Consider the following 13938-nt stretch of genomic DNA (forward strand, 5'->3'; position numbering starts at 1 on the left):
ACATGCACGATCACGCTCCCGCTGCCGGCGGCATCCGCTCGGCCGGTCACCGGCGCCTCCTGACGATCTCGCTGTGCCTCACCGCGTCGATCATGGTGGTGCAGGTGGTCGGCGCCCTGCTGACCGGTTCGTTGGCGCTCCTGGCCGATGCCGCGCACATGTTCACCGACGCCTCGGCCCTCGTGATCGCGCTCATCGCGGCGGCGGTGGCCGCGCGCCCCGCCGACGATCGACGCACGTTCGGATACCAGCGCGCCGAGGTCTTCGGCGCGCTGATCAACGCGATCATCCTGATCCTGCTCGCCGGGTGGGTGGGGTTCGAGGCCGTCGGTCGCCTGCTCGACCCGGGCGAGGTCGAGGTCGCCGGTCCGCTGATGCTCGCCGTCGCGGTGGTCGGTCTGCTCGCGAACGCAGTCTCGATGTGGTTGCTCAGCCGTGCGCAGCGCACCAGCATCAACGTGCGCGGAGCGTACCTCGAGGTGATGGGAGACCTGATCGGCTCGGCGGCCGTGATCGTCGCGGCGATCGTGATCGTGGCGACGGGTTGGATGCCGGCCGACGCCATCGCCTCGTTGTTCATCGCGATCCTCATCGTCCCGCGCGCGATCTCTCTGCTGAGAGAGGTCTTCTCGGTGCTGTCCGAGTCGGTGCCGAAGGGCATGGCCGTGGCCGACATCCGCACGCACCTGCTCGGCTACGACGGAGTCGTCGGTGTGCATGACGTGCACGTCTGGCAGCTGACCCGTGGCGCGCCGGTGTTCAGTGCGCATGTGCTCGTCGACCCGGCGATGCTCGCCGCCGGGGGAGCGAACCGACTGCTCTCGGAGATGCAGGGCTGCCTCGCCGAGCATTTCGACGTCGAGCACTCGACGTTCCAGATCGAGCCGGCGGAGCAGTCGGACTGCGAACCGCACCACGCCTGAGGCTCAGCTCTCGCGCACGACCTCGTCGGGTGACTTGTCGGGGCGCACGCCCCGCCAGCGTGCATGCCGCAGGATCCCGTCGGGCGTCCAGTTCGCGAACTCCACCTCGCCGACCAGCTCCGGGCGCACCCAGAGCGCGTCGGAGGCATCCGGCGCGGGAACCCCGTCGAGGGGCGCGGTCTTCGTGCGCAGCGGCTCGAGCAGGCCGAGCAGGTCGCGCAGGATGCGCTCGGTGAACCCGGTGCCGACCCGGCCGACGTAGCGCAGGGGCGAACCGGGCGAGTCGTGCACCGCGAGCAGGAGCGACCCGAGCGTGCGCTCGCGATCGCCCTTGCCCGGACGGATGCCGACGATCACCGCCTCCTGCATGCGGGTGTGCTTGAGCTTGAGCCAGGAGGGCGAGCGCGTGCCGACGCGGTAACGCGAGTCTCGGTCCTTGACGACCACTCCTTCCAGACCGAAGGCGTCGCTCGCGGCGAGAGCGTCGTCGACGTCGTCGAACACCGGCGGGACCTGCACCGGCGCGTCGAGATCGGCGATCAGATCGTCGAGCAGCGTGCGACGCTGGTGCAGGGGTAGGCCGGTGAGATCATGGCCGTCGAGGCGCAGCAGATCGAACAGCATGTACACGATGGGCGTGCGCACGACCTCCCGTTCGACCTCGCGCGCGCGGGTGAGGTGCATACGGTTCTGCAGCCGCGAGAAGCTCGGGCGGCCGTCGTGGTCGAAGGCGACGATCTCTCCGTCGACGACCGCGTCCGCGACGGGGAGGAACGGGGCGCCGTCGCTCGTGAGTTCGGGGTAGCGTGCCGTGATGTCGGTTCCCCGGCGGGCGTGCAGGCGCATCCGCCCGTTCGACCAGGTGCCCATCGCGCGGATACCGTCCCATTTCACCTCGGCCCAGGCGGGATCGCTCAGGCGGCGGGCGAGTGCCGGGGTGCCGTGCTCGGCGAGCATCGGCTCGAAGGTCGGGGGCGTCGTCGCGGGATCGATCGCACCGGGCGAGGCGCCGTGACCGCTCGGCCGGTGTCGCTGAGGCGTCTTCGCCGGCCGGTCGGCGGGTGCGGGGACCGGGGTCGGGGCTTCGGTCGAATGCAGCATCGCCATCGGGTCGATTCCTGCTGCCGCCCGCTCGAGCACCTCGTCGAGGTCGAGCTGTGCGAGGTCGGGATCGTCGAGCTCGTCCCAGGTGCGGGGAGCCGCCACCCATGGTCGGGCGCGGCCGCGCAGCGAATAGGGCGAGATCGTCGTCTTCTTGCCGTTGTTCTGACTCCAGTCGAGGAACACGCGGCCGCCGCGCACGGCCTTCGACATCGTGGCGGTCGCGAGATCGGGGTGCTCGTTCTCGATGAGTCGGGCGAGTTCCTTCACGACCATCGAGATCTCGGCGCTCGTCTGCTCGCCGGGGAGAGCCGCATAGAGGTGGATGCCCTTGCTGCCGCTGGTCACCGGCACCGGGTCGAGGCCCATACCGGTCAGGATGTCGCGGGCGAGGCGGGCGACGATCGCGCACTCTGCGAGGCCCACGCCGGGGCCCGGGTCGAGGTCGAGCACCAGGCGGTCGGGTCGGCCGGGAAGTCCGTCCGTTCCGAACCGCCACTGCGGCACGTGCAACTCGATCGCTGCGACCTGGGCCAGCCACACCAGGGTCGGCACCTCGTCGACCAGCGGATACTCCTTCGGGCCGTCGGAGTGCACGATCGCCTGACGGGGGATCCACTCCGGCGCTCCGCGTTCGAGCTGCTTCGTGAAGAAGGCATCGGCGGGGGCATCCGTCGTCCCGACGCCCTCGACCCAGCGTTTGCGGGTCACGGGGCGGCCGGCGAGCAGGGGGAGCAGCTGCGGCGCGATGGCCGAGTAGTAGGCGAAGATCTCGCCCTTCGTGGTGCCGGTCTCGGGATACACGACCTTGTCGAGGTTGGTCACGCGCAGGCGGCGTCCCTCGACCTGCACGATTCGACCGTCGACGACCATGGAGCCAGCGTAGTCAAGGGCTGGTCTCGGCCGGTGCCGCTGGTGTTCACTGGGGGCATGAGAACGATCTGGAAGGGCGCGGTCACGTTCGGGCTCGTCAACGTGCCGGTGAAGGTGTACTCCGCCACCGAGGACCACGACGTTCCGCTGCACCAGGTGCACGACAAGGACGGCGGACGCATCCGCTACCAGCGCACGTGCGAGATCTGCGGCGAGACCGTGGCCTACTCCGACATCGATCGCGCCTACGTCGACGAGGGGCACACCGTCGTGCTCACCAAGGACGATCTCGCCGCACTGCCGTCCGAGAAGAGCCGTGAGATCGATGTCGTCGAGTTCGTGCCCACCGACCAGGTCGATCTGCTGACCCTCGACAAGCCGTACTACCTCGAGCCGGATTCGAAATCACCCAAGGCCTACGTGTTGCTGCGCAAGACGCTCGAGCAGAGCGAGCGCACGGCGATCGTGCGCTTCACCCTCCGGCAGAAGACGCGTCTGGCGGCTCTGCGGGTGCGAGGAGACGTACTCGTGCTGCAGACGCTGCTCTGGGCCGACGAGGTGCGCGAGGTCGATTTCCCTTCGCTGCATGAGGATGTGTCGATCTCGAAGAAGGAGCTCGAGCTGTCGGCATCGCTGGTCGAGAGCTACTCGAGCGACTTCGACCCCGAGGAGTTCGTCGACGAGTACCAGAAAGAGCTGCGCACGCTCATCGACGCCAAGATCGACGCCGGCGAGGGCTTCGATGTCACCGACACCTTCGGCGAGACGGAGGGAGCGGAGAAGGGCGGCGAGGTCATCGACCTCATGGAGGCCCTGCGCGCCAGCGTCGCGAAGTCGAAGGAGCAGCGGGCGAAAGGATCCGCGGGGAAATCCGACGGCGCCGACGAGAAGGATGCCGACGCCAAGAAGTCCGCCGCGAAGAAGCCGGCCGCGAAGAAGGCTCCGGCGAAAAAGGCTCCGGCGAAGAAGAAGGCCAGCTGACGGAATCGCCCCGCGGCGCCCGTGGTCAGTGCTTGCCGTCGCCGTCCAGGTCGGGCGCGCGGTCGAAGACCTCGGGATCGAGCGTGAGGGCCTGCGCCTCGGCCGCGTCGGTGACGACGTCGTGGCCGGCATCCGCCTCTTTCTTCGCCTTGTAGCGCTCGCGGAGGTAGTGCCAGAGCGTGATCAGGGCCGTGCCGCCGACCGCTGCGAGCAGGATCAGGTCGATATAGCTCTCGACGAAGTGGGCGACGGGAGGGATGAACCCGATGGCGTAGCCGAACATCGTGAGACCGAAGCCCCAGAGCACGGCGCCGATGAGGTTGTAGAGCGTGTACTTGCGCCACGGCATGTGCCCGACGCCGGCGGCGACCGGGGCGAACGTGCGCACGATCGGCACGAACCGGGCGAGGATCACGGTGATGCCGCCGAAGCGCTCGAAGAACGCGTTCGTGCGCTCGACGTTCTTCTTGCTGAAGAGGCCCGACTCCTTGCGTTCGAAGACCGCCGGACCGCCCTTGTGGCCGATCACGTATCCGACCTCTCCGCCGACGAACGCGGAGAGACCGATGAGCAGCGCCACGAACCACACGTTGATGCCGAAGACGCCGTGCTCCGACCCCGCGAGCGGGTGCGACAGCAGGCCCGCGATCACGAGCAGCGTGTCACCCGGAAGCAGGAAGCCGACGAGCAGTCCGGTCTCGGCGAAGACGATGAAGCACACCACGAGGAGAGCCCACGGGCCCGCCGTGCCGATGATCGTGGCCGGGTCGAGCCAGGGGATGAGCGCGGCGTGATGCATGAGTGTCCCGTCGTGGTGCGATGATGCGGCGGTCGAGCAGCCGAACGCGCGAATGCGCTCGTCCTGTGCGGAAGGTGGGACTTGAACCCACACGCCCTGGGGCACAGGAACCTAAATCCTGCGTGTCTGCCAATTCCACCACTCCCGCGCGGTGCTCACAGTCTACCGAGCGGAGGCCTCCGCTTTCCCGGGAGAATCCGGTACGGGGAGAGGGCGGGGATCGCTCGATCCGTCGGGTGACTCGACCGTCCAGTCGACGCCCGCGCGATCGGCGGGGAGGAGGTCGGAGAGCCAGTGCGCGACCGTGTCGATCACCGCCTCCTGCAGCTGATCGCGTGACCATCCGCGCGGCGATCCGGGCACCGGAGGCTCCCATCCGTCCTCGGTCCACGCCACACCGAAGAGATGGCGTCGATCACCGAGCAGCGGTTCGAGTTCGAAGGCGTTCAGGCCGTCGAGACGCGCCCAGACATCGAAGGGACCCTCGGCGTCGTCGTCGACGAACACCTCGATGATCACATCGCGATCGCCCTGCGCCCGGGCGACTTCGTCGAGGAGCGCGAGGCGTTCACGGACGTCATGATCGTGTGTGCCGAGAACGAGCTGCAGCGCGTCGGCATAGGGGTCGGAGGCCACGTCATCAGTGTAGGACGGGGGCCGCTCCGAGGTCGTCCCGCCCTCGCTGTGGATAACTTCCGCGCCGTTCTCGTGATTCTTGCGAGGATGCTCGGCGTGAATCCTCCCTCTCTCGCCGTGGCCGATCGTGTGCGCCTCCGTCTGCGCAGCGACGGCACCGACCCGGCGATCGATCCGGATGCCGTCCGTCGGATCACCGAGGCGGAGGTGCGTCGGTACAACGACCTGGCGCTCGCCCGAGGGCAGGCCCTCATCGACGACGAGGCGCGCTCGATCCGCGATGTGCTCGCGGCAGTCAGCGGTTACGGAGCGTTGCAGCCCCTGCTCGATGATCCGGGGATCGAGGAGATCTGGGTGAACGGCGGAGACCAGGTGCACATCGCCCGAGGCGGAGTGGCCGAACGCGTCGATCTGCGTCTCGGCGAGACCGTCGTGCGCGACCTCGTCGAGCGGATGCTGCAGTCCACCGGCCGCCGCGTCGACATCAGTCAGCCGTTCGTCGACGCCTCGCTGCCCGACGGGTCCCGTCTGCACGTGGCGATCGCCGATGTGGTGCGTGGTGGGTGGGCGGTCAACATCCGAAAGTTCCTGCCCGGGCATCGGACTCTCGACGCGCTGGCCGCGCAGGGGGCGCTCCCTGTCGAACTCGCGCGGTTCCTCGGCGAAGAGATGCGGGCGGGGCGGAGCGTGATCGTCTCGGGCGCGACGCATGCGGGCAAGACCACGATGCTCGGGGCCCTTCTGGCCGCGTGTGCCGACGTGCAGCGCATCGTCACGGTCGAGGAGACCTTCGAACTCTCGGTCGACGGGCCCGATCTCGTCGCCCTGCAGGGGCGCCAGGCGAGTCTCGAGGGTTCCGGTGAGATCACCCTCCGCCGGCTCGTGAAGGAGGCCCTCCGGATGCGTCCCGATCGGCTGGTCGTCGGAGAGGTGCGCGACGCAGAGGCGCTCGACCTCGTGCTGGCGCTCAACACCGGTGTGCCGGGAGCGGCGACCGTGCACGCGAACTCCGCTTCGGATGCCCTCGACAAGCTCACGATGCTGCCTCTCCTGGCGGGACGGAACATCGACCGCTCGTTCATCGCGCCCGCGCTCGCTGCATCCGTCGATCTGGTGGTGCACTGCGCGCGTGACCCGGAGGGCGGACGGCGTGTAGGCGAAGTCATCGCCCCGACCGGCGAGTTCGCTGACGGACGTATCGCCAGCCGCGTCCTCTACTCGGACGCCGGCCGTGGCAACGCCCTGCAGGGCGCGCGGAGGGACTCGTGACGCTGCTCCTCGGCGCACTCCTGGCCGCAGGAGCGCTGCTGTGCCTTTCGCCGTGGCTGTGGCCATCCGGCGCGCGGAAGAGCACGACGACTCGGCGGGGGCGCCTCGCCCGGCTCGTCGCGGAGGCGGGTGTCGGCGTCATCACGTCGCGCGGCGTGTTCACCGGCATGATCGCGTCGGCGCTCGCCGCCGCCGCCGGCGCCTGGCTGATCTCCGGCCTTCCGGTCTTGTCGCTCCTTGCCGGTATCGCGGCGTGCTCGGCGCCGATCGGATACCTCCGAGGACGCCGACTGCGGCTGCGCCGTCTGCGCCGCCAGCTCTGGCCGGACGTCTGCGACCTGCTCATCGCGTCGATTCGCGTGGGCTTGTCCCTCCCCGACGCCGTCTCGGCGCTCGAGGACTCCGCGCCGGCGATGCTGCGCCCGGCGTTCGCGGTGTTCGCGCACGATGTGCGGGCGACGGGGCGGTTCGAGACCAGCCTCGATCGGCTCAAGGACACGCTCGCCGACCCCATCGGCGACCGCATCATCGAAACCCTGCGCATGGCCCGGCAGGTGGGTGGTACCGAGCTGACGGGCGTACTCCGCGCGCTCGCTGCGTCGGTTCGTGCCGATGCGACTCTCCGCGGCGAGGTCGAGGCGCGTCAGTCGTGGATCCGCGGGGCCGCAGTGCTCGGCGCGGTGGCGCCGTGGGTGATCCTCGGTCTGCTGGTGATGCGCCCCGAGGGCGCCGAGGCCTACGGGACGCCCGAGGGAGTGCTGGTGATCTGTCTGGGAGCGGCCGTGTCGACCGTCGCCTTCCGGGTGATGGTCCGGATCGGACGTCTGCCCGAGCCGCGTCGGTGGTTCGGATGAACGCCGGATCGGCGCTCGCGATCGCGGCGCTGCTGGGCGGGATGTTCGGATTCGGCATCCTGGGCGTCCTCTCGGTCGTGCCGCGCTGGAGTGCCGCATCTTTGGCCGTACGTATCGCTCCGTACGTGCGCGATGTCGTGGACGACGTCGACCTTCCGCTCTCGGCGCTCCCGTCGGTCGCCCTGCTCCCCACGGGGAGGCGCTCACCCTGGCAGCATCTCCTCGTCGTCTTCGAGAGGGTGCTCGGCGGGGGAGAAGCTCTCACTCGTCGCATCGCGCAGTCGGGCGCGAGCGTCACTCCGTCGGGATTCCGGGCTCGTCAACTCGGATGGATCGTCGGGGGGATCGCCGGCGGCGCGCTGGTGGTCGTGGTGCTCGTGCTCATCGACCGCATGACCGCACCCGTGGTCCTCCTCCCCCTTTTCTGCGGAGGGGCCACCGGAGCCCTCTACGACATGCAGCTGTCCGCTCGGGTCAAGGCGCGACGCACCCGTCTGACGGATGAGCTTCCGACGACGCTCGAGTTCCTCGCTCTCTGCCTGTCCGCAGGCGAGGGATTCCTCGATGCTCTGCGGCGGGTGTCTTCGGTCGGATCCGGCGAGCTCACGGGTGAATTCCGACAGGTCGTCCTCGCGGTCGGCACGGGGTCCCCATTGGCGGAGGCGCTGAGCGAGACCGCCGCTCGGCTCCAGCTGCCGGGACTCTCGCGCGCGATCGATCAGGTGATCGCCGCGCTCGAACACGGCGCACCCCTAGCCGCCGTCCTGCAGGCGCAAGCGGGGGACGCCAGGGAGGACGCCAAACGGATCCTCATCGAGCAGGCCGGGCGCAAGGAGATCCTCATGCTCCTGCCCAGGCAAATCTAGTTTCCAGCTCTCTTGTATCCCGTGATGTCGCTCGGTGTCGGCGCCCGAAAATCGGCGCCGTGTCGCCCCGCAAGGTATCTCCGAAGGGCGGCGATGATGCTGCTCATGGTCGAGGAACGCTGGTACACGTACAAACAGGCTGCGGCCCGGGTGGGCTCGTCGGAGCGGACGGTGCGCCACTGGAGAAGCGACGGCATGGTGATGGGCTGGGAGATCATCGAAGGGCAGCGCACGCGTGTCGTGCGCGAGGACGTGTTGCTCGCTTGGTGGCGCGACACGATGGACAGGAGTCCGGTCCACCAGTTCCGGGTGCGCAAGAGGGCCAAGGAGGCCGGCATCGCCTATGTGGCCCCGGTCCCGAAACCAAAGCCCAACCCCACACCGAAGTCAGTTCCGAAGCCGCCCGTCGTCGACGACGACGCCGACGACGGGGCGTCGTGGCCGGCGCCGCTGCCGTTCTACGAGCCTCTCGACCAGATGAAGCCGATGGTCGGCCGAGACGAGTTCGCGACCCTGTTGAAGGCGACACGGGACAATCCGACCGGGTGTCAGGACGTCGACGAGTTCACCGCCGATCAGGCCACCGTCGAAGAGCAGCGGGTACTCGCCGCGATCTGCGCCGAATGCCCCGTGCTCGAGCTGTGCCGCGCCTACGCGGTCGCGACGAAGCCAACAACGGGCTACTGGGCCGGGGCATCGTGGCGCGAGCTGCCGGAGGTAGCGGCGCCGTCGGCCGCCTGATGCTCAGCGTCGGAGGGGGTCGGGGCGCCCATAAGGCCAGATAGCGATTCCCATCTTCTCGCCGAGAGCCCCGAAGCACCCCTGCATCCCGAGCCGGTGCATCGCAAACCACCACACCTCGAGCTCGTCGGCGATCGCTGCGCTCACCCGTTCCAGGAACCGCTCAAAGTCCGCGGGGGTCCCACCCGGATAGCCTCCAACCTGATCAGCGATCGCGCTCTCTAGCCGCTCCCAATACTGCGCCGGCGGGTCGAACCGACCCTCGCTGCCCGTTGCGAGGACGTCGAGATAATGGAATCGGCCAGAGCTGCCGTACCGCGAGAGAGTTGCGAAGAGCAGCGGGAGCGTCGAACTTCCACGCACGCGGTCGATAAGTGACGCCGCGTAATCGGTGGCGACGGCGCCTGGCTGGTTCTCTTGTGCGGTTGTGAATAGCTTCTCGACGAGGGCGTCGATGTTGTGCCCCCACCCAATCATCGTTGACTTGGAGGGCCACCGCCCCGCTGCGTCGATCTCCGCGCATCCGATCATCATCTTGGCGAGCTTCTCGACTCCGATGCTGCCGAGCGTGAAGACAGCGTCGCTGTGGACGCTGGGCTCACGCAATCCTCTGATCGCCGCACACGCGTCTCGCATGAGGTTCTGCACTGACTGCCCCTCCGCGATGAGTGCGAAGGTCTGCTGCATCGACAGCGCGGGGTGGATCATTGGCATGCCGCGAGACTAGCGGCTGTGTGGCATGCTCAGGCGGACAGCTGACCGCAACGCACCCCCACCTCGGCCGCGACGGGGCATACTCGAGGTGGGAGAAATGCCCTCTGTTCTCGAGCTGCGCCGCGCCTACGCAGTCGCGACGAAGCCGGCGTCGGGCTACTGGGCTGGATGTTCCTGGCGCGAGCTGTCGTCATCGACGCCGGCGCCCTCGGCCGCGGACTCGACGAACGCGGCGTAGTCAAGCCCGTGCGAGACGGGCATGATCCGCCACTGCATCTCGTGCGTGCTGTCGTAGTGATCCGGTGACTCGAACTTCATCCGCGAGTGATCGCGGATCAGCATCATCTCGACGACCTGCGCAGCCCTCACAAGGTGATCTTCGACGTGGTCGCGATCGAACTGGGCGGGCGTCGTGATGTCGCCGGCGGCGAGGTCGACGTAGAAGCCGCGCTGCTTCTCCTGGTTCGCGACCTTCGCCGCGGCGCGCGACTCGGTCTCACGCTCCGCGTGCCAGCGCACCCAGTCGTCGTCCTCGGGGACTTCGGGGTAGTCGTCGCCCCAGAACGCGTCGAGTTCCCGACCGAACTCGTACGCGGCCGCGTACTTCGCGAGGTGGTCCCGGGCGCTGCCCTGCAGGAGCTCGATGCCCTCCTCGCTGAGCTTGCTCCACGCCCAGGAGAAAGTGTCGTAGACCGCAGTAGCCTTCCCGAGTTCTTCCTCGGCCAGGACCGTGAGGGCCCGCGCTCGTCCGATCGAGTCCGCGGCGAAAAGGAGGTTCGCGTCGGCGATCAGCCGAGTCGCGTTGTCCAACAGCGCGCGCCAGTAGGCGCGCGCTGCGGCAGGCTCGAGGATCATGAGTGGAGCGTACCGCCGTTCGATTGCAGTAGCTTGTGCCAGTCTTCTACTCATGGTCGAACTCGTGTATTTGGACGAAACCGGATCCGTGGGGCGAGGGGCATCGCAGCAACCCCTGCTGAGGCTCGTCGGCGTAGTAGTCAAGGAAGAGGCAGTCGAAGTTCTCGGTTCCAGGATGGCGGATCTTGCAATGGAGCACTTGGGCTGGCGCCCGGCACGCTTTGAGTTCCATGGCTACGATTTGTGGAACGCGAACGGCCCGTGGAGGAAGAAGAAGCCTCCGCAGCTACTCGCGGCATATGAGGCCGTGATTGGTCTACTCGCCGAACTCGATATTTGGATCGTCCATTCAGCCATTCGAAAGTCGGCTCTGCACCAAAAGTACGCCGGCGAGTATGACTCAAACGCATACTTGCTCGCGTTGCAATTCTTGCTGGGCAAGCTCGACAAGTGGCCCACCAATTCACGGCGGATCGTGGTAGCCGACGAGGCCAAAGAACACGAGACGCGCGCGATACGCCTCGTTCGCGACATGCAGACATGGGGGAACGGCGTTGTCCCCGACGCGCAGCTGCAGACGGTGATCGACTCGATGCACTACGTGGACTCTCGCGACAGCCCGGGAGTTCAGCTCGCGGACCTCGTCGCGTTCGTTCTTCATCGATCCACACTCCCAGGCCAAGGGCATCCCGATGCTGATGCCGCTGTCGCGCGAATGCGCGCTGAGGTGGATAGCCGTACCTACACCTGGCGCGAGCCTTGGCCCGCCGAGCAGACCGAGTAGATAACATGGCTGCCCCATGACAGGTGATGTTCTGCCCCCGCGATTCGAGTTCTCGTTCCTAGTGGGCGAGGTCGTGCGGAACGACGTCTTCGTGGAGACGGAGACTCGCGTCCTATGGACCGAGCTGATCGCCGCCGGCGTCGCGTCAGGCAGCTTCATGACGAACTTTGGCCGGCTCCTCCCTCTGGTGAGGAAGGCGGTGAGGGACGAGCACACGCCGACGCCGTTTCGCGAGGTCGCTCTGCCGGTCGTGCAGGCGGTCCAGGAGGCTCACCGCGAGCGGAACAGGCTCGTGCACGACCAATGGGTGCAGTCCCCGTGGTCACCCGGTGAGGTGCGCGCGCTGCGGCGACCTGAGCGGCGCCAACTGTCGGAGCTCCGCAAGCTCGCGGAGAGCCTTCTCGAGCTCACCTGGAGGATGCGGGGGCTCGCGGTCATCGCGCCCGCTTGGCTTCGCCCAGGGGACGACCCGGGCGAGGAAGAGCTGGACACGGAAGATCTGCACCAGTGGACCCGTGTGGCGATGGGCTTCATCGACTACGACGGCCACCAAGTGAGAGGCACCTCGGGGCCGGCGCCGATGCCTCGCGGCTACTAGATCCACTGCCCGGCTGATTCGCTCGAAAGCTACTCTGCGGCTGGGAGTTTGCTCCCCGTCCCCAGCTTGTAGAGCTCTGCCGCGGTGAGTGCCCCGAGGTCGGTGCCATCCGGGAGTCGCGTCTCGACGCGCGTGACTGCCCGCCGAAGCCAGATCCCCTCTTCATTCGCGAAGGCGATCGGGGTGCCCGCGAACTCCGCATGATTGTCGAACGGTGACAGCGACATCAGCGCGTCAGGGTCTGGAACAGCGACCTCGGGATGCAGCGTGACCACGACGACACCCGAGTCGAAACTGACTTCAGCGCCGACGGCGAGCAGGACGCCTGCCTCCGCCCGCTCTGCCAGAGATCCAGTGAATGCGGCGACGACCTGGTCGTCGCTTGGAGTGTTGGAGTTGTTCATGGTGTGAGGCTCGCACGCACTACCGACATTGGAGATCGGCGTGCCGCTGCGCCCGGGCAGCACGCAGAGTTGTGGGGCCGACCCCGCCCAGCGTCGGCCCCACAGGGTGTCTCAGGCGCCCGGCGTTGGCGCGCTGGACGTGGTAGTACCTGAGACGTCGTGCGCGCAGGCCCCAACCGGAAAGGTACGGCGGGCGGGCAGCGCGAACGAGATCTACGTCACCTCGGGTACGACGGCAACGGGCCGTGGTCCTCGGCGAACACGATTGCATCCAGCTCGCGGGGTTCCTCGGTCACGATCGGAGCCTTCCGGGAGAACTCGACAGCACGGCGCTGCTGCACCTTCTGGTGCACCTCAGCGATGCCGTTGAGGCGGAGCCCGGCGGACGCGAGCGCGAACCAGTCGAGGTGCGATGTCGTCTTGCCCTCGACGTAGTACCGGCCGTTGTGGCCCCAGCTGTCGCCCTCGGCGAAGAGCACGGAGAAGTCCACGCCGTGACTCCCCATCGGCTCGAGGCCGAAGGTGCGCGAGATCAGGATGCGGAACGAGGCAATCGGCTCCATCGCGAACCACGACTTCTTCGCGGCTCGGTATGCGGCGATCGTCTCGGCCGGCTGATCGACGATGAAGTCTGACGTGGTGTTGTAGGTGATCCCGTGGCGCTGTGCAGCGTCGACGAGGGGCGCGGCAGCCTCGTCGAAGCGCGGCTGCAGGCTGACGATGATTTCCTCGAGGAGCGGGACCGTGTCACGAACCACTTCCTCGCGGAGCTGGTCCTGCACCTTGCTCACACCGGGAGTCATACCGGTCAGGGAACGGAGGTCGTGACCGTCGTGGTTCCGGATGGCGATCTCCGTGATGCGGTCGCGCAGCTCGTCATCTGACAGGTCGAGAACGCGGCCGCCGGGAATCTTCGCGTACGCTTCGGCGACATCGAACAGGCGGAGGCCGCGGGCGAGCGGCTCCGGCACCGCGATGCCGAAGGCGTCACATCGCTGAGCGAAGACGCGCAGGTTGTCCCAGTTCATGCGTCAGCCTCGACCTTCTCGATGGCGTGCTGCTCGAGCAGGTGCTCGACGAGTGTGGGCCGCGTGCTCGCGGGGAGGTAGCCGTTGCGGTAGACGTACTTCTGGCCACCACCGACAAGATCGACGACGACGCACGGCGCGACCACCCGATACTTGGCCTGTCCGTGCAGGTATGTGTTGATCGTCACGGTCACGCCTTCCCGGGAGTGGACCAGCCGGCCTTCGCGGCAAGCGCATTGAGGGCGGCCTGCGTAGGTGCAGCGGGGCGCGGGGCCACGGCGGCTGCGGGCGCCGCCCAGCCGGCACGAGCGGCAAGCGACGCGGGCGCCTTGGGCGCAGCGTCGAACGCTGCGAGCACCTGATCGGCGCCGGCGGACGCTGCGACGCCGAGACGGGCCGACACGGCGTTCACGAAGCGCGCGGCGTCCGCGCGCTTGCGATCGAGCTCGTCGACGGCGGGGATGCTCGCGCGCGGATTGCGGCGAAGCGGATTGAATGAACGGGTCATCAGT

Annotated in this window: 17 protein-coding genes and 1 tRNA gene; 8 read left to right on the plus strand and 10 right to left on the minus strand. The window is 67.9% G+C overall.

What is annotated here, in order from left to right:
- The first annotated feature begins 2 nt into the window (after positions 1 to 2).
- Complete coding sequence (locus ACIPVN_RS15230) at positions 3 to 923, plus strand: cation diffusion facilitator family transporter (RefSeq protein WP_400444514.1); 921 nt, start codon at positions 3 to 5, stop codon at positions 921 to 923.
- A 3-nt stretch (positions 924 to 926) separates the two neighbouring features.
- Here the strand turns inward: ACIPVN_RS15230 and ligD are convergent, their stop codons facing one another.
- Positions 927 to 2897 carry a non-homologous end-joining DNA ligase gene (gene ligD, locus ACIPVN_RS15235; protein ID WP_400444516.1) on the minus strand — a complete coding sequence of 657 codons (1971 nt, stop codon included), beginning with the start codon at positions 2895 to 2897 and terminating at the stop codon, positions 927 to 929.
- 57 nt (positions 2898 to 2954) lie between these two features.
- Here ligD and ACIPVN_RS15240 point away from each other — a divergent pair, with 57 nt between their 5' ends.
- Positions 2955 to 3878, plus strand: a complete 924-nt coding sequence (locus tag ACIPVN_RS15240; protein ID WP_400444520.1) for a Ku protein — start codon at positions 2955 to 2957, stop codon at positions 3876 to 3878.
- Between the two features lie 25 nt (positions 3879 to 3903).
- On the opposite strand, the gene ACIPVN_RS15245 is transcribed toward ACIPVN_RS15240, so the two are convergent.
- The 3 genes from ACIPVN_RS15245 to ACIPVN_RS15255 form a co-directional block, all read right to left on the minus strand.
- Positions 3904 to 4677, minus strand: a complete 774-nt coding sequence (locus ACIPVN_RS15245) for a DedA family protein (RefSeq protein WP_400444523.1) — start codon at positions 4675 to 4677, stop codon at positions 3904 to 3906.
- Positions 4678 to 4743: 66 nt separating this feature from the next.
- A tRNA-Leu gene (locus ACIPVN_RS15250) sits at positions 4744 to 4825 on the minus strand.
- Positions 4826 to 4839: 14 nt separating this feature from the next.
- Positions 4840 to 5313: a DUF6389 family protein gene (locus ACIPVN_RS15255; protein ID WP_400444526.1), complete on the minus strand. Its 474-nt coding sequence runs from the start codon at positions 5311 to 5313 to the stop codon at positions 4840 to 4842.
- 96 nt (positions 5314 to 5409) lie between these two features.
- On the opposite strand from ACIPVN_RS15255, the gene ACIPVN_RS15260 reads away from it, so the two are divergent.
- The 4 genes from ACIPVN_RS15260 to ACIPVN_RS15275 all read left to right on the plus strand — a co-directional run bounded on the left by ACIPVN_RS15260 (position 5410) and on the right by ACIPVN_RS15275 (position 9043).
- Complete coding sequence (locus tag ACIPVN_RS15260; RefSeq protein WP_400444529.1) at positions 5410 to 6582, plus strand: CpaF family protein; 1173 nt, start codon at positions 5410 to 5412, stop codon at positions 6580 to 6582.
- Positions 6579 to 7436: a type II secretion system F family protein gene (locus tag ACIPVN_RS15265; protein WP_400444531.1), complete on the plus strand. Its 858-nt coding sequence runs from the start codon at positions 6579 to 6581 to the stop codon at positions 7434 to 7436. The genes ACIPVN_RS15260 and ACIPVN_RS15265 overlap by 4 nt, the downstream gene beginning before the upstream one ends.
- The gene (locus ACIPVN_RS15270; protein ID WP_400444533.1) at positions 7433 to 8302 is read left to right on the plus strand and encodes a type II secretion system F family protein; all 870 of its coding nucleotides are present in this window, start codon (positions 7433 to 7435) and stop codon (positions 8300 to 8302) included. Before ACIPVN_RS15265 ends, ACIPVN_RS15270 begins: the two co-directional genes overlap by 4 nt.
- A gap of 93 nt (positions 8303 to 8395) precedes the next feature.
- Entirely contained in the window at positions 8396 to 9043 is a 648-nt protein-coding gene (locus ACIPVN_RS15275; protein WP_400444536.1) for a WhiB family transcriptional regulator, read from the plus strand.
- A gap of 3 nt (positions 9044 to 9046) precedes the next feature.
- On the opposite strand, the gene ACIPVN_RS15280 is transcribed toward ACIPVN_RS15275, so the two are convergent.
- Together ACIPVN_RS15280 and ACIPVN_RS15285 are read right to left on the minus strand one after the other, a co-directional pair.
- A complete protein-coding gene (locus ACIPVN_RS15280; RefSeq protein WP_400444539.1) occupies positions 9047 to 9757 on the minus strand; it encodes a hypothetical protein in 711 nt (236 codons plus the stop codon).
- Positions 9758 to 9913: 156 nt separating this feature from the next.
- Positions 9914 to 10612 (minus strand): AbiV family abortive infection protein, encoded by a 699-nt coding sequence (locus ACIPVN_RS15285; RefSeq protein ID WP_400444542.1) that lies wholly within the window; start codon positions 10610 to 10612, stop codon positions 9914 to 9916.
- A gap of 52 nt (positions 10613 to 10664) precedes the next feature.
- On the opposite strand from ACIPVN_RS15285, the gene ACIPVN_RS15290 reads away from it, so the two are divergent.
- The gene (locus tag ACIPVN_RS15290; protein WP_400444544.1) at positions 10665 to 11396 is read left to right on the plus strand and encodes a DUF3800 domain-containing protein; all 732 of its coding nucleotides are present in this window, start codon (positions 10665 to 10667) and stop codon (positions 11394 to 11396) included.
- A gap of 16 nt (positions 11397 to 11412) precedes the next feature.
- Positions 11413 to 11994, plus strand: coding sequence for a hypothetical protein (locus ACIPVN_RS15295; protein WP_400444547.1), 582 nt, complete (start codon positions 11413 to 11415; stop codon positions 11992 to 11994).
- Between the two features lie 29 nt (positions 11995 to 12023).
- On the opposite strand, the gene ACIPVN_RS15300 is transcribed toward ACIPVN_RS15295, so the two are convergent.
- From ACIPVN_RS15300 to ACIPVN_RS15315, 4 genes are all read right to left on the minus strand, one after another.
- Complete coding sequence (locus tag ACIPVN_RS15300) at positions 12024 to 12398, minus strand: hypothetical protein (protein WP_400444550.1); 375 nt, start codon at positions 12396 to 12398, stop codon at positions 12024 to 12026.
- A 218-nt stretch (positions 12399 to 12616) separates the two neighbouring features.
- On the minus strand, positions 12617 to 13426 hold the full coding sequence (locus ACIPVN_RS15305) for a hypothetical protein (protein ID WP_400444553.1): 810 nt from the start codon (positions 13424 to 13426) through the stop codon (positions 12617 to 12619).
- Entirely contained in the window at positions 13423 to 13614 is a 192-nt protein-coding gene (locus ACIPVN_RS15310) for a hypothetical protein (protein ID WP_400444555.1), read from the minus strand. The genes ACIPVN_RS15305 and ACIPVN_RS15310 overlap by 4 nt, the downstream gene beginning before the upstream one ends.
- Before the next feature lie 2 nt (positions 13615 to 13616).
- On the minus strand, positions 13617 to 13934 hold the full coding sequence (locus ACIPVN_RS15315) for a hypothetical protein (RefSeq protein WP_400444557.1): 318 nt from the start codon (positions 13932 to 13934) through the stop codon (positions 13617 to 13619).
- Positions 13935 to 13938: the final 4 nt, after the last annotated feature.

The organism is Microbacterium sp. NPDC090003, assembly GCF_044748385.1.
GTDB lineage: Bacteria > Actinomycetota > Actinomycetes > Actinomycetales > Microbacteriaceae > Microbacterium.